The organism is Paraburkholderia sp. IMGN_8 (assembly GCF_038050405.1).
Classification (GTDB): Bacteria; Pseudomonadota; Gammaproteobacteria; order Burkholderiales; family Burkholderiaceae; genus Paraburkholderia.
Map to the genome: position 1 here is coordinate 292535 of NZ_CP150900.1, position 22650 is coordinate 315184.

Annotated in this window: 15 protein-coding genes, 6 tRNA genes and 3 rRNA genes; 19 read left to right on the plus strand and 5 right to left on the minus strand. The window is 58.6% G+C overall.

Going from position 1 to position 22650, the window contains the following annotated elements:
* Window positions 1–5: 5 nt before the first annotated feature.
* Genes paaE through paaA form a run of 5 tightly spaced genes read right to left on the minus strand, consistent with a single transcriptional unit; the run spans window position 6 to window position 3794 of the window.
* Entirely contained in the window at window positions 6–1094 is a 1089-nt protein-coding gene (gene paaE / locus WN982_RS01420; protein WP_341314086.1) for a 1,2-phenylacetyl-CoA epoxidase subunit PaaE, read from the minus strand.
* A 1-nt stretch (window position 1095) separates the two neighbouring features.
* The gene (paaD, locus tag WN982_RS01425; RefSeq protein WP_341314087.1) at window positions 1096–1638 is read right to left on the minus strand and encodes a 1,2-phenylacetyl-CoA epoxidase subunit PaaD; all 543 of its coding nucleotides are present in this window, start codon (window positions 1636–1638) and stop codon (window positions 1096–1098) included.
* Between the two features lie 22 nt (window positions 1639–1660).
* Entirely contained in the window at window positions 1661–2464 is an 804-nt protein-coding gene (gene paaC / locus WN982_RS01430; protein WP_341314088.1) for a 1,2-phenylacetyl-CoA epoxidase subunit PaaC, read from the minus strand.
* An 8-nt stretch (window positions 2465–2472) separates the two neighbouring features.
* The gene (paaB, locus tag WN982_RS01435) at window positions 2473–2757 is read right to left on the minus strand and encodes a 1,2-phenylacetyl-CoA epoxidase subunit PaaB (RefSeq protein WP_007179854.1); all 285 of its coding nucleotides are present in this window, start codon (window positions 2755–2757) and stop codon (window positions 2473–2475) included.
* A gap of 38 nt (window positions 2758–2795) precedes the next feature.
* Window positions 2796–3794 (minus strand): 1,2-phenylacetyl-CoA epoxidase subunit PaaA, encoded by a 999-nt coding sequence (gene paaA, locus WN982_RS01440; RefSeq protein ID WP_341314089.1) that lies wholly within the window; start codon window positions 3792–3794, stop codon window positions 2796–2798.
* Window positions 3795–4010: 216 nt separating this feature from the next.
* Here paaA and WN982_RS01445 point away from each other — a divergent pair, with 216 nt between their 5' ends.
* From WN982_RS01445 to rpoB, 19 genes are all read left to right on the plus strand, one after another.
* Window positions 4011–5636 (plus strand): NAD(P)/FAD-dependent oxidoreductase, encoded by a 1626-nt coding sequence (locus WN982_RS01445; protein ID WP_341314090.1) that lies wholly within the window; start codon window positions 4011–4013, stop codon window positions 5634–5636.
* Window positions 5637–5708: 72 nt separating this feature from the next.
* Window positions 5709–6977 carry an SGNH/GDSL hydrolase family protein gene (locus tag WN982_RS01450; RefSeq protein ID WP_341314091.1) on the plus strand — a complete coding sequence of 423 codons (1269 nt, stop codon included), beginning with the start codon at window positions 5709–5711 and terminating at the stop codon, window positions 6975–6977.
* A 493-nt stretch (window positions 6978–7470) separates the two neighbouring features.
* Window positions 7471–9001: ribosomal RNA gene (locus WN982_RS01455) — 16S ribosomal RNA — on the plus strand.
* 63 nt (window positions 9002–9064) lie between these two features.
* Window positions 9065–9141 (plus strand) — tRNA-Ile (locus tag WN982_RS01460).
* 70 nt (window positions 9142–9211) lie between these two features.
* A tRNA-Ala gene (locus WN982_RS01465) sits at window positions 9212–9287 on the plus strand.
* Window positions 9288–9615: 328 nt separating this feature from the next.
* A 23S ribosomal RNA gene (locus tag WN982_RS01470) occupies window positions 9616–12494 on the plus strand.
* Between the two features lie 206 nt (window positions 12495–12700).
* Window positions 12701–12813, plus strand: a 5S ribosomal RNA gene (gene rrf, locus WN982_RS01475).
* The 16S, 23S and 5S rRNA genes sit together here with 5 tRNA genes alongside, the layout of an rRNA operon.
* Before the next feature lie 155 nt (window positions 12814–12968).
* A tRNA-Tyr gene (locus tag WN982_RS01480) sits at window positions 12969–13054 on the plus strand.
* A 41-nt stretch (window positions 13055–13095) separates the two neighbouring features.
* Window positions 13096–13169: transfer RNA gene (locus WN982_RS01485), tRNA-Gly, on the plus strand.
* 16 nt (window positions 13170–13185) lie between these two features.
* A tRNA-Thr gene (locus WN982_RS01490) sits at window positions 13186–13260 on the plus strand.
* Between the two features lie 63 nt (window positions 13261–13323).
* A complete protein-coding gene (tuf, locus tag WN982_RS01495; RefSeq protein WP_025496714.1) occupies window positions 13324–14514 on the plus strand; it encodes an elongation factor Tu in 1191 nt (396 codons plus the stop codon).
* A 65-nt stretch (window positions 14515–14579) separates the two neighbouring features.
* A tRNA-Trp gene (locus WN982_RS01500) sits at window positions 14580–14655 on the plus strand.
* Window positions 14656–14691: 36 nt separating this feature from the next.
* Window positions 14692–15072: a preprotein translocase subunit SecE gene (gene secE / locus WN982_RS01505; RefSeq protein WP_341314092.1), complete on the plus strand. Its 381-nt coding sequence runs from the start codon at window positions 14692–14694 to the stop codon at window positions 15070–15072.
* Between the two features lies 1 nt (window position 15073).
* The gene (nusG, locus tag WN982_RS01510) at window positions 15074–15631 is read left to right on the plus strand and encodes a transcription termination/antitermination protein NusG (protein ID WP_007180147.1); all 558 of its coding nucleotides are present in this window, start codon (window positions 15074–15076) and stop codon (window positions 15629–15631) included.
* A 165-nt stretch (window positions 15632–15796) separates the two neighbouring features.
* Window positions 15797–16228, plus strand: coding sequence for a 50S ribosomal protein L11 (gene rplK, locus WN982_RS01515; RefSeq protein WP_111932936.1), 432 nt, complete (start codon window positions 15797–15799; stop codon window positions 16226–16228).
* A complete protein-coding gene (rplA, locus tag WN982_RS01520) occupies window positions 16229–16927 on the plus strand; it encodes a 50S ribosomal protein L1 (protein ID WP_341314093.1) in 699 nt (232 codons plus the stop codon). It abuts the gene before it with no gap.
* A 302-nt stretch (window positions 16928–17229) separates the two neighbouring features.
* On the plus strand, window positions 17230–17733 hold the full coding sequence (gene rplJ / locus WN982_RS01525; protein WP_115110037.1) for a 50S ribosomal protein L10: 504 nt from the start codon (window positions 17230–17232) through the stop codon (window positions 17731–17733).
* A gap of 63 nt (window positions 17734–17796) precedes the next feature.
* Window positions 17797–18171, plus strand: coding sequence for a 50S ribosomal protein L7/L12 (rplL, locus tag WN982_RS01530; protein ID WP_054043372.1), 375 nt, complete (start codon window positions 17797–17799; stop codon window positions 18169–18171).
* Between the two features lie 369 nt (window positions 18172–18540).
* Window positions 18541–22647 carry a DNA-directed RNA polymerase subunit beta gene (gene rpoB, locus WN982_RS01535; RefSeq protein WP_341314094.1) on the plus strand — a complete coding sequence of 1369 codons (4107 nt, stop codon included), beginning with the start codon at window positions 18541–18543 and terminating at the stop codon, window positions 22645–22647.
* Window positions 22648–22650: the final 3 nt, after the last annotated feature.

Here is a 22650-nt window from a genome sequence, read left to right on the forward strand (position 1 = left end):
CCAATTCAACGCTCGTCGTAGCTCACCACGACGCGATCGCTGATCGGATGGCATTGGCAGGTGAGCACGAAACCGTCGCGAATTTCGTGTTCTTCCAATGTGTAGTTCTTTTCCATCTTGACCTCGCCTTCCAGCACCTTTGCGCGGCAAGTGCAGCAGACGCCGCCCTTGCATGCGTAAGGCAATGCGAGACCGGCGCGCAAGCCGACGTCGAGCACGCTCACGCCCTGATACGGCAGACGGAGTTTGCGCTTCTTGCCGTCGAGGACGATTTCGAGGTCCGCGGCGGGCGTGTCGTCGGTGATTTCGACCGGCGGCACGCCGGCTTGCGGCAGCGGCGAGCCGAAGCGTTCGACGTGTACCTTCTCAGGCGGCACACCGGCGGCTTTCAACGCGGCTTCGGCGGCATCCATCATCGGAGCGGGGCCGCAGATGAAGGCTTCGTCGATCGCATCCGCCGGCAACAGGTTTTCGATGAAGGCCGCGCATTTTTCCTGATCGAGCACACCGTTGAACAACTCGACGTCCTGCAAGTCGTCGGACAGCACGTGATAAAGCACGAAGCGGTTCATGAAGCGATTCTTCAGATCTTCAAGCTCTTCCGCGAACATGATCTGATCGACGCTACGGTTGCCGTACACCAGCGTGAACGTGCTGCGGGGCTCGATCTCCAGCGTTGTCTTGATGATCGCGAGCACCGGCGTGATGCCCGAGCCGCCGGAAAACGCGATGTACTGCTGGCCCTGGTCCGCGTTCAGATGCGTGAAAAAGCGGCCGTCCGGCGTCATGACGTCGATTGTGTGGCCGGGTTGCAGCGTGTCGAACGCGAAGTTCGAGAAACGCCCGCCGCGCACGCGCTTGATGCCGATGCGCAGTTCGCCGTCGCGATCGTAATCGGTGACGCCGACGCAGATCGAATACGAACGGCGCGTTTCCTCGCCGTCGATGTGCGCTTTCAACGTGACGAATTGGCCCTGCGTGAAGCGGTATTGATCGCGCAGTTCGACAGGGACTTCGAAAGCGACCGAAACCGCGTCGGCGGTTTCGGGCCGCACTTCGCGGATACGCAGCGGGTGAAATTGCGGGGTAGCCATATCAGTACGGTTTGAAGTAGTCGAAGGGTTCGCGGCAGTCGAGGCAGCGGTACAACGCCTTGCAGGCCGTCGACCCGAATTGCGCGAGGCGTTCGGTATGGGCCGAGCCGCAACGCGGGCAGCAGGGCACCGTTAGGGCGCGCGGCATGAAGCGGACCACGTTTTCCCGGGACGGCGCGGTGCTGCCGCAGTTGCCGACAGGCGGCGCGATGCCGTAGGCGCGCAGCTTTTCGCGCGCGTCCGCGGTTATCCAGTCGGTGGTCCATGCCGGCGCGAGCACGGTGGCGATCCGGTAGGGCTTGAGCTCCGCCACTTCGAGCGCATGGGCGACGTCTTCCGCGATCTGCGACATGGCCGGGCAGCCGGAGTAGGTCGGCGTGATGACGACTTCCAGCGCGCCGTCGGTGGCACGGCGCACGTCGCGCAAAATGCCGAGCTCACGAATCGACACCACCGGGATTTCCGGATCAGGCACCGTTTCGAGCGCGGCCCATGCGCGTTCAAGCGCGGTGTCGGCGGCGGACATGGCAGTCGAGGTCGTCATCGTCAGGTTTCCGTTGAGGCGCTTACCAAGTGGCGCCGGGATGCTGGCGCGCGAGGCTCTGCATTTCGGCCAGCACGAAGCCCATGTGCTCCGAATGCTCGCCGTGCTTGCCGGTCGTGATGTGCTTCACCGCTTCGGGCAGCGTCAGCGTGGCTTCTTCGAGCGTGGCGCGCACGTCGTCGAGCCATGCCGCCTCGAGTTCCGACGTTCGTGGGCCGATCCCGGCGGCGGCGATGATCTCCTCCACGGCGTCCGCGCTGAAGAACTCACGCGTGTACGGCAGCAGATAATCGAGCGCGGCTTGTGCGCGGCGATGCGATTCGTCGGTGCCGTCGCCGAAACGGATCAGCCATTCGCCGGCGTGATGCACGTGATAGCTGGTTTCCTTGATCGACTTGGACGCGATCGCCGCGAGCTGCTCGTCCGTCGACGCAGTGAGCGCCGTCCACAGATGTGCCATCAGCGTCGAGTACAGAAAATTGCGCACGATCGTGACCGCGTAGTCCTTCTCCGCTTGCGCGGTGCCGGCGAGCGGGCCGTAATGCGGCAACTCGGCCAGCGTGTAGTTGGCGAACTCGCGTTCGGCGCGGAAGTACGCGTAGTCGTCTTCGGTGCGGCTTTTGCCGGTGAGCTGCTGTTCCAGCGAGGCGGCGTGCGTGTACAGCAGGCGCGCCTGGCCGATCAGATCGAGGCTCATGTTGGACAGCGCGATGTCTTCTTCGAGGATCGGGCCGTGGCCGCACCATTCGGAATTGCGCTGACCGAGGATCAGCGCGGTATCCGCGAGGCGCAGCACGTATGACAGATGTTGGGGCGTGATGTCCATGGGCGCGCTTACATGTGGTTGACTTCGTCGGGGAGCGTGTAGAACGTCGGGTGGCGGTAAATCTTGTCGCCAGCCGGTTCAAACAGCTCCGCCTTGTCTTCCGGCGCGGACGCCGTAATCGCCGACGACGGCACCACCCAGATGCTCACGCCTTCCTGGCGGCGCGTGTAGACGTCGCGCGCCATGCGCAGCGCCATCGGCGCGTCGGCGGCGTGCAGACTGCCGCAATGTTTGTGGTCGAGTCCCTGCTTGCTGCGCACGAAGACTTCCCAAATCGGCCATTCCTTGTTCATGCTGATCTCCTGATTCTTTGCCTGGTTTGTCGCCCGGTTCAGGCGGCGTGCTGCTGTGCACGCTGGCGTTGCTTTTCGGCGTGGGCGAGGGCGGCTTCGCGCACCCAGGCGCCGTCGTCGTGTGCTTTCACGCGGGTGGCGAGGCGTTCGCGATTACATGGGCCGTCGCCATTCACGACGCGCCAGAATTCTTCCCAGTCGATGTCGCCATAGTCGTAGTGGCCGCGTGCTTCGTTCCACTTCAGGTCCGGGTCCGGCAGCGTGACGCCGAGCACCTTGGCCTGGTCGACGGTGGCGTCGACGAATTTCTGGCGCAGATCGTCGTTGGAAATGCGCTTGATGCCCCATTGCGACGACTGATTGCTATGGATCGAGTCTTTGTCGCTCGGGCCGAACATCATCAGCACCGGCCACCACCAGCGGTTCACGGCCTGCTGGACCAACTCGCGTTGTGCTTCGGTGCCGCCCATCATCGACATCAGCGCGTCGAAACCCTGGCGCTGATGGAACGACTCCTCCTTGCAGATGCGGATCATTGCGCGGGCGTAGGGGCCGTAGGTGCAGCGGCACAGCGGAATCTGGTTCATGATCGCCGCGCCGTCGACCAGCCAGCCGATCACGCCGACGTCTGCCCACGTGGGCGTCGGGTAATTGAAGATGCTCGAATATTTGGCTTTGCCCGAGTGCAGTGCGGCGATCAACTGATCGCGCGACACGCCGAGCGTTTCGGCCGCGCTATATAGATAGAGGCCGTGGCCGGCTTCGTCCTGCACTTTGGCGAGCAGGATCGCCTTGCGCTTCAGGCTGGGCGCGCGCGTGATCCAGTTGCCTTCCGGCAGCATGCCGACGATCTCCGAATGCGCGTGCTGCGAGATTTGCCGCACCAGCGTTTTGCGGTAGGCCTCAGGCATCCAGTCCTGCGGCTCGATCTTGCCGTCGGCCGCCATGACTGCATCGAATTGAGCCTGCTCGGGCGCACTCGCGGCCGCATCGAGCGGGGCGACATTGCCGGGGATATCCAGGGATTGCGTGTACATGGGGACGCTCTCAGCGGAAGTTGTCTGTGTTTGCGCAGTATAAATCAACCGACCGGTCGGTTAATAAATTTTTTAAGATGAAGTGAGTGTCTCGATAGAGGATGGCGGGAGTCATGCCCGACGCGTTTCGCGACTGCCGCTGCCCCGCGCCGACGCATAACCTATAAAATTGCGAATTGGCCGCGATTTGCGGCCTTCCTGCATCCCCCGGTACTCATGTTACGTCTAAGCGAAATCAAACTCCCGCTCGACCATCCCGAAAGCGATCTCGAAGCAGCGATCCTCGCGCGCCTCGCGGAACTCGGCGTGGCTGCGGACGGCTTCCTCCGATACACCGTGTTTCGCCGTGCGCACGATGCGCGCAAGCGCGCCGATATCAAGCTGACGTATATCGTCGATGTCGAGGTGAAAGATGAGGCGGCCGCGCTGAAGCGGCTTACCGCAGTCCCGCACTGCGGCGTGACGCCGGATATGACGTACCATTTCGTCGCCAAAGCGCCGGCGCAATTGACCACGCTGCGCCCGGTCGTGATCGGCATGGGCCCGTGTGGCCTGTTTGCTGGCCTGATCCTCGCGCAAATGGGCTTCCGGCCGATCATCCTGGAGCGCGGCAAGGCCGTGCGCGAGCGCACCAAGGACACTTTCGGCCTGTGGCGCAAATCGGTGCTGAATCCCGAATCGAACGTGCAGTTCGGCGAAGGCGGCGCGGGTACGTTTTCGGACGGCAAGCTTTATAGCCAGATCAAGGATCCGAAGCACTACGGCCGCAAGGTGCTTGATGAATTCGTCCGGGCAGGCGCGCCGGAGGACATTCTTTATCTGAGCCGGCCGCATATCGGCACGTTCCGGCTCGTCAGCATGGTCGAAAAGATGCGCGCGACCATTCATGAACTCGGCGGCGAGGTTCGGTTCGAGACCCGGGTCGACGATATCGAGATCGATCAGGGCAAAGTGCGCGGACTGAAGTTATCGACCGGCGAAACCTTGCGCTGCGATCACGTGGTGCTGGCGGTCGGCCATAGCGCGCGGGACACCTTCCAGATGCTGCACGATCGCGGCGTCTATCTTGAAGCGAAGCCGTTTTCGCTTGGTTTCCGGATTGAGCATCCGCAGGGTTTGATCGATCGCAGCCGTTTCGGCAAGTTCGCGGGCCACAAGCAGCTGGGCGCCGCCGACTATAAGGTGGTGCATCACTGTAGCAACGGGCGCGCGGTCTACAGCTTCTGTATGTGTCCGGGCGGCACTGTAGTGGCGGCGACTTCCGAACCTGGCCGCGTGGTCACTAATGGCATGAGCCAGTACTCACGGGCGGAGCGCAATGCAAACGCGGGGATCGTTGTCGGCATTACGCCGGACGATTATCCGGGAGGCCCGCTCGCCGGCATCGCCTTTCAGCGCAAGTGGGAAGAACGGGCGTTCGAGTTGGGCGGTGGGAATTATCAGGCGCCGGGTCAGCTGGTCGGCGACTTTATCGCTGGCCGGCCGTCCACGTCGCTGGGTTCGGTGGTGCCGTCATACAAGCCTGGCGTACATCCGACCGATCTCAGCACCGCGTTGCCCGATTATGTGATCGAAGCGATTCGCGAAGCGTTGCCGCAGATGGACAAGAAGATTGCCGGATTTGCGATGCATGATGCCGTGCTCACCGGCGTTGAGACGAGAACGTCGTCGCCGATTCGGGTGCGTCGCCGGGACGATTATCAGAGTATGAATGTCGAGGGGCTGTATCCGGCTGGGGAGGGAGCGGGGTATGCCGGCGGGATCTACTCGGCAGCCATCGACGGGATCGAGGTGGCCGAAGCATTGGCGTTGAAGATGACTGGGGCGCAGACCGCAGCTTGAGTGGGGCGGGGCGACCGCGGTGGCCGGGGTGATCGGGCACAATGCACGTTTCGCCTCGAACCGACCACCCGAATGACCATTCGCATCCTGGCCGCCGCATGTGGCGCGGCGCTGCTGTCTCAATTCGCCGTTTCCCCGACTGCTTTCGCCGCCGACGCCCCTGCGCACTGGGTCACCACTTGGGCGACGGCGCTGCAACCCATTCCCCAGCAAGCGGATTTGCCGCCGTTGTACCGGGCTCCGGAGGTGGCAGGGCGTACGGTTCGCCAGATTGTCTACCCGACGCTGTCGGGAAAATCCGCACGAATCCATCTCAGCAACGAGTACGGCAAGACACCGCTGGTCGTCGACGATCTGCGGATCGCGCGCTCGGCTGGCGGTGCAGCGGCGCAAGGCAATGGCGACGCGCGCGTGACGTTTGGCGGCAGGACGGCCGTGAGTATCCCGGCCGGCGGCGAGCTGGATAGCGATCCGGTGGCGATCGACATCGCTGAAGGCGCGCCATACGCGATCAGCGCGTTCATGGGGCCGGAGCAGCGAATCGTGGCGTGGCATAGGGTGTCGAGCCAGGTGAACTACGTTTCTGCACCGGGCAATCACACCGCCGACCCTTCCGCCGATTCATTTCGCGGCCGTTTTACGCACTACGTGTGGGTGACCGGTATGTCGGTGGAGGCGCCTGCATCGGCTACCGTTGCGGCGATCGGCGATTCGATCACCGACGGTATGCGCTCCAGCCTCAATCAGAATCGTCGCTGGCCGGACGCGCTGGCACGCCGGGTCGCCAGCACCAGCGATCGGTCGACTGCGATCGTCAATCTCGGTATCAGCGGCAACCGTTTGCTTAGCGACTCCCCCTGCTACGGCGACGCGCTCGTCAAGCGCTTCGATCGCGACGTACTCGAACACCCGGGCGTCAAGACGGCGATTCTGCTGATCGGCATCAACGACATCAACTTTGCAGAGATGCCTGCTCACAGTGGTCTCGACTGCGATTTCCCGCATACCTCAGTGACGGCCGCTGATCTGATTGCCGGCTATCAAAGGGTGATCGCCGCCGCACGGCAAAGCGGCGTGAAAGTATTCGGCGCGACGCTAACGCCGGCATCCTTGCCGGCGCCGCGCGAGAGTATTCGGCTTGCCGTCAACCAATGGATCCGAACCAGCCGCGCGTTCGACGGCGTGGTGGATTTCGACGCCGCGCTGCGCGACCCGGCACAGCCTGAGCGTCTGCAACGAGCCTACGATAGCGGCGACCACATCCATCCCAGCGACACAGGCTACGCAGCAATGGCTCAGGCGGTCCCGCTGGACGCCGTGGTGAATTCGACCCGGAAATGACTCGCCAAAAAAATATCTTCGTCAAACCCTTGTCACATCGCTGATGTTCGCCTAATATTCGCCTCCTCGTTTGCGAACGAGCGCCGCTGCAGAAACCAGCGGCCGTAGCGTCAACAAGGTTTTAAGCGAAAGCGGAAAAAAGTTGTTGACGAAACGAAAAAGAGTCTTCATAATCTCGTTTCTCTGCTGCTGATGCAGCGACGCAGAACGAAGCGGTGCCGGGTGGTTGTGAGGTTGACGACGCGCGGTGGCGGTTTGGTGGTGAATGCGCACTCGATCTTTAAAAATTAACAGCCGATAAGTGTGGGCGCTTGATGCGCGACGCGCTGATGGATTCTTCGGGGTCTGTCGACAAGCGAAAGTATCAAGTCTCACACTGGTATCAAGGAAAGGTTTTCCTGCTGGGGTGGATTCACGCCGGCAGGAGGATCATTCGTCAGTACGTTGAGTGAGCGACCGGTTGGTAAAACAACCGAAAAACAGTAACAGGTTTGAACTGAAGAGTTTGATCCTGGCTCAGATTGAACGCTGGCGGCATGCCTTACACATGCAAGTCGAACGGCAGCACGGGAGCAATCCTGGTGGCGAGTGGCGAACGGGTGAGTAATACATCGGAACGTGTCCTGTAGTGGGGGATAGCCCGGCGAAAGCCGGATTAATACCGCATACGCTCTACGGAGGAAAGGGGGGGATCTTCGGACCTCCCGCTACAGGGGCGGCCGATGGCAGATTAGCTAGTTGGTGGGGTAAAGGCCTACCAAGGCGACGATCTGTAGCTGGTCTGAGAGGACGACCAGCCACACTGGGACTGAGACACGGCCCAGACTCCTACGGGAGGCAGCAGTGGGGAATTTTGGACAATGGGCGCAAGCCTGATCCAGCAATGCCGCGTGTGTGAAGAAGGCCTTCGGGTTGTAAAGCACTTTTGTCCGGAAAGAAAACCTCTGGGTTAATACCCCGGGGGGATGACGGTACCGGAAGAATAAGCACCGGCTAACTACGTGCCAGCAGCCGCGGTAATACGTAGGGTGCAAGCGTTAATCGGAATTACTGGGCGTAAAGCGTGCGCAGGCGGTCCGCTAAGACAGATGTGAAATCCCCGGGCTTAACCTGGGAACTGCATTTGTGACTGGCGGGCTAGAGTATGGCAGAGGGGGGTAGAATTCCACGTGTAGCAGTGAAATGCGTAGAGATGTGGAGGAATACCGATGGCGAAGGCAGCCCCCTGGGCCAATACTGACGCTCATGCACGAAAGCGTGGGGAGCAAACAGGATTAGATACCCTGGTAGTCCACGCCCTAAACGATGTCAACTAGTTGTCGGGTCTTCATTGACTTGGTAACGTAGCTAACGCGTGAAGTTGACCGCCTGGGGAGTACGGTCGCAAGATTAAAACTCAAAGGAATTGACGGGGACCCGCACAAGCGGTGGATGATGTGGATTAATTCGATGCAACGCGAAAAACCTTACCTACCCTTGACATGTATGGAATCCTGCCGAGAGGTGGGAGTGCCCGAAAGGGAGCCATAACACAGGTGCTGCATGGCTGTCGTCAGCTCGTGTCGTGAGATGTTGGGTTAAGTCCCGCAACGAGCGCAACCCTTGTCCCTAGTTGCTACGCAAGAGCACTCCAGGGAGACTGCCGGTGACAAACCGGAGGAAGGTGGGGATGACGTCAAGTCCTCATGGCCCTTATGGGTAGGGCTTCACACGTCATACAATGGTCGGAACAGAGGGTCGCCAACCCGCGAGGGGGAGCCAATCCCAGAAAACCGATCGTAGTCCGGATCGCACTCTGCAACTCGAGTGCGTGAAGCTGGAATCGCTAGTAATCGCGGATCAGCATGCCGCGGTGAATACGTTCCCGGGTCTTGTACACACCGCCCGTCACACCATGGGAGTGGGTTTTACCAGAAGTGGCTAGTCTAACCGCAAGGAGGACGGTCACCACGGTAGGATTCATGACTGGGGTGAAGTCGTAACAAGGTAGCCGTATCGGAAGGTGCGGCTGGATCACCTCCTTTCTCGAGCTAACGTGTCAAACGTTGAGCGCTCACGCTTATCGGCTGTGAAAAAGACAGACTCAGGGGTCTGTAGCTCAGTCGGTTAGAGCACCGTCTTGATAAGGCGGGGGTCGATGGTTCGAATCCATCCAGACCCACCACTGTTTCTGCGGTGGCTGATCAACTGAAACCTCTGGGTATGAGTACAGGTAGTGATATCTGTGTATGACTGGGGGATTAGCTCAGCTGGGAGAGCACCTGCTTTGCAAGCAGGGGGTCGTCGGTTCGATCCCGTCATCCTCCACCAATCCTCAATGCCGGTTTTACTGCGGTGAACATTGAAAGATGTTTGCGGTGTAGTGAAACAGGCATTGGCGATTGAGCCAGTCAGAGTGATATGAAGCAGAGCTTTATATCGGCTGTCGTTCTTTAACAATCAGGAAGAAGTAGTAAAGAGATTCACGAAAGGATACTTAGAGATGGGTGTCCGAGTAGGTGAATCAGGGTTGTGATTGTATCAATGTATTTTATAAGTGATCGAAAGATTGCTTTGGAATACGGCGCAACACGAATACTCAACCTGTAACGATGTGATGAAGTCATGCGCAAGCGTGGCGGAGACACACCCGTTATAGGGTCAAGCGAACAAGTGCATGTGGTGGATGCCTTGGCGATCACAGGCGATGAAGGACGCGGTAGCCTGCGAAAAGCGGTGGGGAGCTGGCAAACGAGCTTTGATCCACCGATATCCGAATGGGGAAACCCACTCCGTATGGAGTATCCATGGCTGAATACATAGGCTATGCGAAGCGAACGCGGTGAACTGAAACATCTAAGTAACCGCAGGAAAAGAAATCAACCGAGATTCCCAGAGTAGTGGCGAGCGAAATGGGACCAGCCTGTACTCTTTATCTTCATTGTTAGTCGAAGGCTCTGGAAAGTGCCGCCATAGCAGGTGATAGCCCTGTAGACGAAAACAGCGAGGAAGAACTGGGTGTACGACAAGTAGGGCGGGACACGTGAAATCCTGTCTGAAGATGGGGGGACCATCCTCCAAGGCTAAATACTCGTGATCGACCGATAGTGAACCAGTACCGTGAGGGAAAGGCGAAAAGAACCCCGGGAGGGGAGTGAAACAGATCCTGAAACCGCATGCATACAAACAGTCGGAGCCTCGCAAGGGGTGACGGCGTACCTTTTGTATAATGGGTCAGCGACTTACATTCAGTGGCAAGCTTAACCGATTAGGGCAGGCGTAGCGAAAGCGAGTCCGAACAGGGCGTTCAGTCGCTGGGTGTAGACCCGAAACCAGGTGATCTATCCATGGCCAGGATGAAGGTGCGGTAACACGTACTGGAGGTCCGAACCCACTAACGTTGAAAAGTTAGGGGATGAGCTGTGGATAGGGGTGAAAGGCTAAACAAACCTGGAAATAGCTGGTTCTCTCCGAAAACTATTTAGGTAGTGCCTCGTGTATCACCTTCGGGGGTAGAGCACTGTCATGGTTGTGGGGTCCATTGAGGATTACTACGCCATAGCAAACTCCGAATACCGAAGAGTGCAATCACGGGAGACAGACATCGGGTGCTAACGTCCGGTGTCAAGAGGGAAACAACCCAGACCGCCAGCTAAGGTCCCCAAATATTGCTAAGTGGGAAACGAAGTGGGAAGGCTAAAACAGTCAGGAGGTTGGCTTAGAAGCAGCCATCCTTTAAAGAAAGCGTAATAGCTCACTGATCGAGTCGTCCTGCGCGGAAGATGTAACGGGGCTAAGCAATATACCGAAGCTGCGGATGCACAGTAATGTGCATGGTAGGAGAGCGTTCCGTAAGCCTGCGAAGGTGCATTGAAAAGTGCGCTGGAGGTATCGGAAGTGCGAATGCTGACATGAGTAGCGATAAAGGGGGTGAAAGGCCCCCTCGCCGTAAGCCCAAGGTTTCCTACGCAACGTTCATCGGCGTAGGGTGAGTCGGCCCCTAAGGCGAGGCAGAAATGCGTAGCTGATGGGAAGCAGGTTAATATTCCTGCACCATTGTTAAATGCGATGGGGGGACGGATCGCGGAAGGTTGTCCGGGTGTTGGAAGTCCCGGTTCCTGTGTTGGAGAAGGCGCTTTGGCAAATCCGGGCGCGCAATTCAAGGGCATGGGACGAGTGATCTAGGTCACGAAGCAACTGGAAGTGGTTCCAAGAAAAGCCTCTAAGCTTCAGTTTAACAAGACCGTACCGCAAACCGACACAGGTGGGCGAGATGAGTATTCTAAGGCGCTTGAGAGAACTCGGGAGAAGGAACTCGGCAAATTGGTACCGTAACTTCGGGATAAGGTACGCCCCTGTAGCTTGACTGGCCTGCGCCAGAAGGGTGAAGGGGTTGCAATAAACTGGTGGCTGCGACTGTTTAATAAAAACACAGCACTCTGCAAACACGAAAGTGGACGTATAGGGTGTGACGCCTGCCCGGTGCCGGAAGATTAAATGATGGGGTGCAAGCTCTTGATTGAAGTCCCGGTAAACGGCGGCCGTAACTATAACGGTCCTAAGGTAGCGAAATTCCTTGTCGGGTAAGTTCCGACCTGCACGAATGGCGTAACGATGGCCACACTGTCTCCTCCCGAGACTCAGCGAAGTTGAAGTGTTTGTGATGATGCAATCTCCCCGCGGCTAGACGGAAAGACCCCATGAACCTTTACTGTAGCTTTGCATTGGACTTTGAACCGGTCTGTGTAGGATAGGTGGGAGGCTGTGAAGCGTGGACGCCAGTCTGCGTGGAGCCGTCCTTGAAATACCACCCTGGTTTGTTTGAGGTTCTAACCTTGGCCCGTGATCCGGGTCGGGGACAGTGCATGGTAGGCAGTTTGACTGGGGCGGTCTCCTCCCAAAGTGTAACGGAGGAGTACGAAGGTACGCTAGGTACGGTCGGAAATCGTGCTGATAGTGCAATGGCATAAGCGTGCTTAACTGCGAGACCGACAAGTCGAGCAGGTGCGAAAGCAGGTCATAGTGATCCGGTGGTTCTGTATGGAAGGGCCATCGCTCAACGGATAAAAGGTACTCTGGGGATAACAGGCTGATACCGCCCAAGAGTTCATATCGACGGCGGTGTTTGGCACCTCGATGTCGGCTCATCTCATCCTGGGGCTGTAGCCGGTCCCAAGGGTATGGCTGTTCGCCATTTAAAGAGGTACGTGAGCTGGGTTTAAAACGTCGTGAGACAGTTTGGTCCCTATCTGCCGTGGGCGCTGGATATTTGAAGGGGGCTGCTCCTAGTACGAGAGGACCGGAGTGGACGAACCTCTGGTGTACCGGTTGTCACGCCAGTGGCATCGCCGGGTAGCTATGTTCGGAAGAGATAACCGCTGAAAGCATCTAAGCGGGAAACTCGCCTTAAGATGAGATATCCCCGGGGCTTCGAGCCCCTTGAAGGGTCGTTCAAGACCAGGACGTTGATAGGTCAGGTGTGGAAGCGCAGTAATGCGTTAAGCTAACTGATACTAATTGCCCGTAAGGCTTGATCCTATAACAGGTGTGTGTCGGCAGCCGTTAGTGCTTTGGCACTTATGGATGCCCCACCCTGCGCCACGCGCAGGGTCTCCAGAACACACAGGTTGAGATCAGTGTTGTGCCGGAAACAACACAGCCCAACGCATTACCGAGAGACATCCTCTCAGCTACTTCTTCCAGATTGGCGGTATTGCCCCAGGGCAGTACGGCAACAAGTCATGCCTGATGACCATAGCGAGTCGGTCCCACCCCTTCCCATCCCGAACAGGACCGTGAAACGACTCCACGCCGATGATAGTGCGGATTCCCGTGTGAAAGTAGGTAATCGTCAGGCTCCCCTGCAGCAACAGAAACCCCACCCCGAAACGGTGGGGTTTCTGCGTTTACGGCGGCGTCAGAATCACTATATAAGTGAGAGCTATGAGTTTGGGACGGTCAAGCAAGCCTTGACAACAAGCGGTTGTTCCCTCATAATCATCAGTTCTCTGCGGAGGGGTGCCCGAGTGGCTAAAGGGGGCAGACTGTAAATCTGTTGGCTTACGCCTACGTTGGTTCGAATCCAACCTCCTCCACCAGAATGCAAGCTGTAGCAGTAGTTGGGAATCCATGGATCCTTGCGGGTGTAGCTCAATGGTAGAGCAGAAGCCTTCCAAGCTTACGACGAGGGTTCGATTCCCTTCACCCGCTCCAGTGACACAGCAGTAGCGCCCATGTGGCTCAGTGGTAGAGCACTCCCTTGGTAAGGGAGAGGTCGGCAGTTCGATCCTGCCCATGGGCACCAGAAGTACTCGGTGATTGTTTGCGCGCGGCGCAACGTACGGATAAATCCTCTTAGGAGTCGAAAATGGCCAAGGGTAAGTTTGAGCGGACCAAGCCGCACGTGAACGTCGGCACGATCGGTCACGTTGACCACGGCAAGACCACGCTGACGGCGGCGATCACGACGGTGCTGACCAAGAAGTTTGGCGGCGAAGCCAAGGCATACGACCAGATCGATGCGGCGCCGGAAGAAAAGGCACGTGGTATCACGATCAATACGGCACACGTCGAGTACGAAACGGCTAACCGCCACTACGCACACGTCGACTGCCCGGGCCACGCTGACTATGTGAAGAACATGATCACGGGCGCAGCGCAGATGGACGGCGCGATCCTGGTGTGCTCGGCAGCAGACGGCCCGATGCCGCAAACGCGTGAGCACATCCTGCTGGCGCGTCAGGTCGGTGTGCCGTACATCATCGTGTTCCTGAACAAGTGCGACATGGTGGACGACGCTGAGCTGCTGGAACTGGTCGAAATGGAAGTGCGCGAACTTCTGTCGAAGTACGACTTCCCGGGCGACGATACGCCGATCATCAAGGGTTCGGCCAAGCTGGCGCTGGAAGGCGACACGGGCGAGCTGGGCGAAGTGGCGATCATGAACCTGGCTGACGCGCTGGACACGTACATCCCGACGCCGGAGCGCGCAGTTGACGGCTCGTTCCTGATGCCGGTGGAAGACGTGTTCTCGATCTCGGGTCGTGGCACGGTGGTGACGGGTCGCGTTGAGCGCGGCGTCGTGAAGGTCGGCGAGGAAATCGAAATTGTCGGTATCAAGCCGACGGTGAAGACGACCTGCACGGGCGTGGAAATGTTCCGCAAGCTGCTCGACCAGGGTCAGGCAGGCGACAACGTTGGTATCCTGCTGCGCGGCACGAAGCGTGAAGACGTGGAGCGTGGCCAGGTTCTGGCCAAGCCGGGTTCGATCAACCCGCACACGCACTTCACGGCCGAAGTGTACGTGCTGAGCAAGGACGAAGGCGGCCGCCACACGCCGTTCTTCAACAACTATCGTCCGCAGTTCTACTTCCGGACGACGGACGTGACGGGCTCGATCGAGTTGCCGAAGGACAAGGAAATGGTCATGCCGGGCGACAACGTGTCGATCACGGTGAAGCTGATCAACCCGATCGCGATGGAAGAAGGCCTGCGTTTCGCAATCCGCGAAGGTGGCCGTACCGTCGGCGCAGGTGTCGTTGCCAAGATCCTCGAGTAACGCCAGATAGTTCTCGTTGATCGGTAGTTTCGGGGTTGGCGGTGTCGTCAACCCCAAAATGGTTTAGGGGTATAGCTCAACTGGCAGAGCGTCGGTCTCCAAAACCGAAGGTTGGGGGTTCGATTCCCTCTGCCCCTGCCAACTCTCGCGCCGTATGTGGCGCTTCGTTAAGGTGTTATGGCGAATCCTTCCGTCGAAACTGTAAATACATCCGGCGACAAGCTGATGCTCGTCGCGGGCGTATTGTTGGTCTTGGCCGGGTTCGTGGGGTTCTTCTGGCTCAGCGGCCAGGAATGGTACGTCCGCGGAGCCGCCTTGGCTGTTGGCGCGATCGCGGGTATCGCAGTCGGTCTTCTCTCCGCGCCTGGCAAGGGTTTCATCGCTTTCGCCAAAGACTCGTATAAAGAAGTCCGTAAAGTTGTCTGGCCGACTCGCAAAGAGGCCACCCAGACAACGCTGGTGGTGTTCGGCTTCGTGTTCGTCATGGCGATCTTTCTTTGGGTTAGCGATAAATCCATCGAATGGGCGATTTTCTCGGTGATTCTGGGTTGGAAATGATATGAGCGATACTCCGGCATCCCCGAGCGGCAAACGTTGGTACGTCGTGCACGCCTACTCCGGCATGGAGAAGAGCGTGCAACGCGCGCTTCAGGAGCGCATCGAACGTGCTGGCATGCAAGACCAGTTTGGTCAAATCCTCGTGCCGACTGAAGAAGTGGTCGAGGTGAAAGGCGGTCACAAGTCGGTGACCGAGCGTCGTTTCTTCCCGGGCTATGTACTTGTGGAAATGGAAATGACCGACGAAACGTGGCACCTCGTGAAAAACACGGCAAAGGTGACGGGCTTCGTGGGCGGTGCGCGTAATCGTCCGAGTCCGATTTCCCCGCGGGAAGTCGAGAAGATCATGTCGCAAATGCAGGAAGGCGTGGAAAAGCCGCGTCCCAAGACCCTGTTCGAAGTAGGCGAAATGGTGCGGGTGAAGGACGGTCCGTTCACGGATTTCAACGGCAGCGTCGAGGAAGTGAACTACGAAAAGTCGCGCGTCCGTGTTTCCGTTACAATCTTCGGCCGCGCAACGCCGGTCGAGCTGGAATTCGGCCAGGTCGAAAAGCTGTAATCCAGAATTCTACGGGGCGCACCAATCGGTGCGTCCCGTATTTCGCGCTTACGGTCCGCGTAATGGCCGTTGAGGAGCGTAAGTAGTCAGTTTTTCGGCGAACGCGCGCTACTACTCACTGAACGCCCGCATGTACCAATGCGGTGTTCCAAAGAGGTTTTCAACATGGCAAAGAAAATCATTGGCTTTATCAAGCTGCAGATTCCTGCAGGTAAAGCTAACCCGTCGCCGCCGGTCGGTCCGGCACTGGGCCAGCGCGGCCTGAACATCATGGAGTTCTGCAAGGCGTTTAACGCGCAGACTCAAGCAATGGAACCGGGTCTGCCGATTCCTGTCGTGATCACTGCGTTCGCGGACAAGAGCTTCACGTTCGTTTTGAAGACGCCGCCGGCTACGGTTCTGATCAAGAAGGCAGCGAAGATCGACAAGGGTTCGAGCAAGCCGCATACCGACAAGGTCGGCAAGATCACGCGCGCTCAAGCTGAAGACATCGCTAAGGCCAAGATGCCCGATCTGACGGCAGCTGACCTGGATGCCGCGGTTCGTACGATCGCTGGCAGCGCCCGCTCGATGGGCATCACCGTGGAGGGCGTGTAAATGGCTAAGCTTTCAAAGCGTCTGCAGGCATTTGCAGCCAAGGTCGATCGTCAAAAGCTGTACGCGATCGACGAAGCTCTGTCGATCGTGAAAGAGTGCGCAAGCGCGAAGTTCGACGAGTCGATCGACGTCGCAGTGCAACTCGGCATCGATGCGAAGAAGTCGGACCAAGTGGTTCGTGGCTCGGTCGTGCTGCCGGCTGGTACCGGTAAATCGGTTCGCGTGGCAGTGTTCGCACAAGGCGAAAAGGCTGAGCAAGCTCGTGCAGCTGGCGCAGAAATCGTCGGTATGGAAGACCTGGCTGAACAGGTCAAGGCCGGCAATCTGAACTTCGACATCGTGATCGCTTCGCCGGACACGATGCGCGTCGTCGGTACGCTGGGTCAAATCCTCGGCCCGCGCGGCCTGATGCCGAACCCGAAGGTCGGTACGGTTACGCCGGACGTCGCAACCGCGGTCAAGAACGCCAAGGCTGGTCAGGTGCAATTCCGTGTCGACAAGGCCGGTATTATCCACGCCACCATCGGCCGTGCTTCGTTCGAGCCGACGGCTCTGCGTAGCAACCTGAACGCTCTCGTCGAGGCGCTGCAAAAGGCGAAGCCGGCAACGAGCAAGGGTGTGTACCTGCGCAAGGTTGCGCTGTCGAGCACGATGGGCGTTGGCGTTCGCGTCGACCAGGCATCGATCGCAGCACAGTAAGAAATTTCATCGCCTCGATGTGAATCGAGGCGGTTTTATGGGCTTTGGGCGGTCGCAAGATGGCAGTCTGCATCGAGCGACCGGTTGTCAAAGACCGTTGGCGGGAACGCAGCAGGTGGGCGAACCCTTAATGCAAAGCCAACGCAGATGGCGAACCCGAAAAGGTTTTGTAGTGATGAAACCGTTCGATCTCCGCAGCAATGTGGGCGTCGGGCGGTCGAAATACTCCTGACTGGTCGGACGCCGTTATTGAACGCGGTACACAAGGCGCACGCTGCGTGTATCGAATCTGGAGGTTAACCGTGCCACTCAACAAAGAAAGCAAGCAGGCCGTCGTCGCTGAGGTTGCCGCGCAAGTCGCGAAAGCCCAGACCGTGGTTCTGGCTGAGTATCGTGGGATCACGGTTGGCGATCTGACCAAGCTGCGCGCGAAAGCGCGTGAGCAACAGGTTTACCTTCGCGTGTTGAAAAACACGCTGGCGCGCCGCGCTGTCGAAGGTACCCCGTTTGCTCCCTTGGCAGAGCAGATGACCGGTCCCCTGATCTACGGCATCTCGGAAGATGCCATTGCTGCTGCTAAGGTCGTCAACGACTTCGGCAAGAGCAATGACAAGTTGATCATCAAGGCTGGTTCCTACGAAGGCAAGGTGATGGACAAGGCTGGCGTGCAAGCGCTGGCAAACATCCCGAGCCGCGAAGAACTGCTCTCCAAGCTGTTGTACGTTATGCAAGCACCTGTTTCCGGCTTTGCGCGCGCTCTGGCCGCGCTGGCAGAAAAGAAACAAGGCGAAGAAACCGCTGCGTAACGCACTTCAGTCGAGCGTGATTGATCGCTGGCTGTATCCGAATTCAATTTAGGAGTATTTCAAATGGCAATCGCAAAAGATGACATCCTCGAGGCAGTAAGCTCGATGTCGGTTCTGGAACTGAACGAGCTGGTCAAGGCGTTCGAAGAAAAGTTTGGCGTGTCGGCAGCTGCTGTTGCAGTGGCAGGCCCGGCAGGCGGCGGCGCAGCAGCTGCTGCTGAAGAGCAAACCGAATTCACGGTCAACCTGACGGAAGTCGGCGCGAACAAGGTTTCGGTCATTAAGGCTGTTCGTGAACTGACGGGTCTCGGCCTGAAGGAAGCGAAGGACCTGGTCGACGGTGCACCGAAGCCTGTTAAGGAATCGGTACCGAAGGCCGCTGCTGAAGAAGCCAAGAAGAAGCTGGAAGAAGCCGGCGCGAAGGCTGAAATCAAGTAAGTTTCAGCGCGCTGTGCGAAGGCTGGCGGTTTTCCACCGCCGGCCTTTTTGTGCTTTGTGGGGACCACGTTTTTGCCGGGTAATTTCGGCAAGAACATGGCCCCAGAAGCCAAAGAAAACCGCCTTTCGGCAACATCGACCGGCGTTTTTCTTTGTCTTCTGAAGCGACTGCAGAAGGCAAGTTTGGTCGGGTAGCGGGCAACACAGGCATCCGCTGCCGTCAGCCAGCGGTTGGTAGCGGCCAACCACCAAGCTTCTAGGCTCGTTCAAGCCATCGGACGGCCATCGGGTCTCAGTCGGTGAACACTCGGGTTGTCTCATCAAGGTATCCTGCCTCGACAACAATGCCCGCCGTGATTCGGAGATCGTATGCAATATTCCTTCACCGAGAAGAAGCGTATTCGCAAGAGTTTTGCGAAGCGCCCCATCGTTCACCAAGTACCTTTCCTGCTGGCTACCCAGCTTGAATCATTCAGCACGTTTCTGCAAGCAGACACGTCGTCCACGCAACGCAAGCCGGAAGGCCTGCAAGCTGCGTTTACGTCCGTTTTCCCGATCGTTTCGCATAACGGTTTCGCTCGTCTGGAGTTCGTCAGCTACATGCTGTCGCCGCCGGCATTCAACATCAAGGAATGTCAGCAGCGCGGTTTGACGTACTGCTCGGCACTGCGCGCGAAAGTGCGCCTGGTGCTGCTCGACAAGGAATCGCCGAGCAAGCCGGTCGTCAAGGAAGTGAAGGAGCAGGAAGTGTACATGGGCGAAATTCCGCTCATGACGCCGACGGGTTCGTTCGTCATCAACGGCACGGAGCGCGTGATCGTTTCGCAGCTGCACCGTTCGCCGGGCGTGTTCTTCGAACACGACAAGGGCAAGACGCACAGCTCGGGCAAGCTCCTGTTCTCGGCACGTATCATTCCTTACCGCGGTTCGTGGCTCGACTTCGAATTCGATCCGAAGGACGTGCTGTATTTCCGCGTCGACCGCCGCCGCAAGATGCCGGTCACGATCCTGCTGAAGGCAATCGGCCTGACGCCGGAGCAGATCCTCGCAAACTTCTTCGTGTTCGACAATTTCACGCTGATGCCGGAAGGCGCGCAGATGGAATTCGTTCCGGAGCGTCTGCGTGGCGAAGTCGCACGTTTCGACATTTCGGATCGTGACGGCAACGTGATCGTCCAGAAGGACAAGCGGATCAACGCTAAGCACATTCGCGATCTCGACAACGCGAAGACGAAATTCATTTCGGTGCCGGAAGACTATCTGCTCGGCCGCGTGCTGGCGAAGAACGTCGTCGACGGCGACACCGGTGAAGTCATCGCCAACGCGAACGACGAAATCACCGAAACCGTCCTCGAAAAACTCCGCGAATCGAAGATCAAAGATATCCAGACGCTCTACACGAACGATCTGGACCAGGGTCCGTATATCTCGTCGACGCTTCGTATCGACGAAACCGCGGACAAGATGGCCGCGCGCATCGCGATCTACCGCATGATGCGCCCGGGCGAACCGCCAACCGAAGAAGCGGTCGAGGCGCTGTTCAACCGTCTGTTCTACAGCGAAGACGCATACGACCTTTCCAAGGTGGGTCGTATGAAGTTCAATCGTCGCGTGGGCCGCGACGAAATCGTCGGACCGATGACGCTGCAAGACGACGACATCCTCGCAACGATCAAGATCCTGGTCGAACTGCGTAACGGCAAGGGCGAAGTGGACGATATCGACCACTTGGGCAATCGTCGTGTGCGTTGTGTCGGCGAACTGGCGGAAAACCAGTTCCGCGCGGGTCTCGTGCGTGTCGAGCGTGCTGTGAAGGAACGCCTCGGCCAGGCCGAAAGCGAAAACCTGATGCCGCACGACCTGATCAACTCGAAGCCGATTTCGTCGGCGATTCGCGAGTTCTTCGGCTCGTCGCAGCTTTCGCAGTTCATGGACCAGACGAACCCGCTGTCGGAAATCACCCACAAGCGCCGTGTTTCGGCACTAGGCCCGGGCGGTTTGACGCGTGAGCGCGCTGGCTTTGAAGTCCGCGACGTGCACCCGACCCACTACGGCCGTGTGTGTCCGATTGAAACGCCGGAAGGTCCGAACATCGGCCTGATCAACTCGCTCGCACTGTACGCGCACCTGAACGAATACGGCTTCCTCGAAACGCCGTATCGCAAGGTCGTGGACAGCAAGGTGACCGATCAGATCGACTATCTGTCGGCGATCGAGGAAGGCCGCTACGTGATTGCTCAGGCGAACGCGGCTGTGGCAGCTGACGGCTCGCTGACCGACGAACTGGTGTCGTCGCGTGAAGCTGGCGAAACGCTGATGGTCACGCCGGACCGCATCCAGTACATGGACGTGGCGCCGTCGCAGATCGTGTCGGTGGCAGCATCGCTGATTCCGTTCCTCGAGCACGATGACGCGAACCGCGCATTGATGGGTTCGAACATGCAGCGTCAGGCTGTGCCGTGTCTGCGTCCTGAAAAGGCCGTGGTCGGTACGGGTATCGAACGCACGGTGGCAGTCGACTCGGGTACGACGGTTCAGGCATTCCGCGGTGGTGTGGTCGATTACGTCGACGCAGGCCGTATGGTGATTCGCGTGAACGACGATGAAGCCGTTGCTGGCGACGTCGGCGTGGACATCTACAACCTGATCAAGTACACGCGTTCGAACCAGAACACGAACATCAACCAGCGCCCGATCGTGAAGGTCGGCGATATCGTGTCGCGTGGCGACGTGCTGGCTGACGGCGCATCGACCGACCTCGGCGAACTGGCTCTCGGCCAGAACATGCTGGTCGCGTTCATGCCGTGGAACGGCTACAACTTCGAAGACTCGATTTTGATCTCGGAGAAGGTGGTTGCTGACGACCGTTACACGTCGATCCACATCGAAGAACTGAACGTCGTTGCTCGCGATACGAAGCTCGGACCGGAAGAAATCACGCGCGACATCTCGAACCTGGCTGAAGTGCAACTCGGCCGTCTCGACGAATCGGGCATCGTCTACATCGGCGCTGAAGTCGAAGCAGGCGACGTGCTGGTCGGCAAGGTGACGCCGAAGGGCGAAACCCAGCTGACGCCGGAAGAAAAGCTCCTGCGCGCGATCTTCGGCGAGAAGGCTTCGGACGTGAAGGACACGTCGCTGCGCGTGCCGTCGGGCATGAGCGGCACGGTGATCGACGTTCAAGTGTTCACGCGTGAAGGTATTCAGCGCGACAAGCGTGCGCAACAGATCATCGACGATGAACTGAAGCGTTATCGCCTCGACCTGAACGACCAGTTGCGTATCGTGGAAGGCGATGCATTCCAGCGTCTCGCACGTATGCTGACCGGCAAGGTTGCGAACGGCGGTCCGAAGAAGCTCGCGAAGGGTACGAAGATCGAACAGGCTTACCTGGAAGATCTTGACCACTACCACTGGTTCGACATCCGCCTCGCGGACGAGGAAGCAGCGGCACAGCTCGAAGCGATCAAGGATTCGATCGAACAGAAGCGTCACCAGTTCGATCTCGCGTTCGAAGAAAAGCGCAAGAAGCTCACGCAAGGCGACGAACTGCCGCCGGGCGTGCTGAAGATGGTCAAGGTGTATCTGGCAGTCAAGCGCCGTCTGCAGCCTGGCGACAAGATGGCCGGCCGTCACGGTAACAAGGGTGTGGTGTCGAAGATCGTTCCGATCGAAGACATGCCGTACATGGCCGATGGCCGTCCTGCTGACGTCGTGCTCAATCCGCTCGGCGTGCCGTCGCGGATGAACGTGGGTCAGGTTCTCGAAGTGCATCTGGGCTGGGCCGCGAAGGGTCTCGGCTGGCGTATCGGCGAAATGCTGCAACGTCAGGCGAAGATCGCTGAACTGCGCGAATTCCTGACCAAGATCTACAACGAGTCGGGCCGCGCTGAAGAGCTGGACAGCTTCACGGACGACGAAATCGTCGAGCTGGCGAAGAACCTGCGCGAAGGCGTGCCGTTCGCTACGCCGGTGTTCGACGGTGCGACGGAAGAAGAAATGTCGCGCGCGCTGGATCTGGCATTCCCGGACGACATCGCGAAGCAGCTCGGCATGACGCCGTCGAAGAACCAGGTGCGTCTGTACGACGGCCGCACCGGTGAGATGTTCGAACGTACGGTGACGGTCGGCTACATGCATTACCTGAAACTGCACCACTTGGTCGACGACAAGATGCACGCGCGTTCCACGGGCCCGTACTCGCTCGTCACGCAGCAGCCGTTGGGCGGTAAGGCGCAGTTCGGTGGCCAGCGTTTCGGTGAAATGGAAGTGTGGGCGCTCGAAGCGTACGGCGCATCGTACGTGCTGCAAGAAATGCTGACGGTGAAGTCGGACGACGTGACCGGCCGGACCAAGGTGTATGAGAACCTGGTCAAGGGCGATCACGTGATCGACGCCGGCATGCCGGAATCCTTCAACGTGCTCGTGAAGGAAATCCGCTCGCTCGGTATCGACATCGACCTCGACCGCAACTAATCG

Coding starts and splice junctions, on each gene's coding strand:
- paaE (WP_341314086.1), bottom strand. CDS start 1,094: ATGGCTACCCCGCAATTTCACCCGCTGCGTATCCGCGAAGTGCGGCCC.
- paaD (WP_341314087.1), bottom strand. CDS start 1,638: ATGACGACCTCGACTGCCATGTCCGCCGCCGACACCGCGCTTGAACGC.
- paaC (WP_341314088.1), bottom strand. CDS start 2,464: ATGGACATCACGCCCCAACATCTGTCATACGTGCTGCGCCTCGCGGAT.
- paaB (WP_007179854.1), bottom strand. CDS start 2,757: ATGAACAAGGAATGGCCGATTTGGGAAGTCTTCGTGCGCAGCAAGCAG.
- paaA (WP_341314089.1), bottom strand. CDS start 3,794: ATGTACACGCAATCCCTGGATATCCCCGGCAATGTCGCCCCGCTCGAT.
- WN982_RS01445 (WP_341314090.1), top strand. CDS start 4,011: ATGTTACGTCTAAGCGAAATCAAACTCCCGCTCGACCATCCCGAAAGC.
- WN982_RS01450 (WP_341314091.1), top strand. CDS start 5,709: ATGACCATTCGCATCCTGGCCGCCGCATGTGGCGCGGCGCTGCTGTCT.
- tuf (WP_025496714.1), top strand. CDS start 13,324: ATGGCCAAGGGTAAGTTTGAGCGGACCAAGCCGCACGTGAACGTCGGC.
- secE (WP_341314092.1), top strand. CDS start 14,692: ATGGCGAATCCTTCCGTCGAAACTGTAAATACATCCGGCGACAAGCTG.
- nusG (WP_007180147.1), top strand. CDS start 15,074: ATGAGCGATACTCCGGCATCCCCGAGCGGCAAACGTTGGTACGTCGTG.
- rplK (WP_111932936.1), top strand. CDS start 15,797: ATGGCAAAGAAAATCATTGGCTTTATCAAGCTGCAGATTCCTGCAGGT.
- rplA (WP_341314093.1), top strand. CDS start 16,229: ATGGCTAAGCTTTCAAAGCGTCTGCAGGCATTTGCAGCCAAGGTCGAT.
- rplL (WP_054043372.1), top strand. CDS start 17,797: ATGGCAATCGCAAAAGATGACATCCTCGAGGCAGTAAGCTCGATGTCG.
- rpoB (WP_341314094.1), top strand. CDS start 18,541: ATGCAATATTCCTTCACCGAGAAGAAGCGTATTCGCAAGAGTTTTGCG.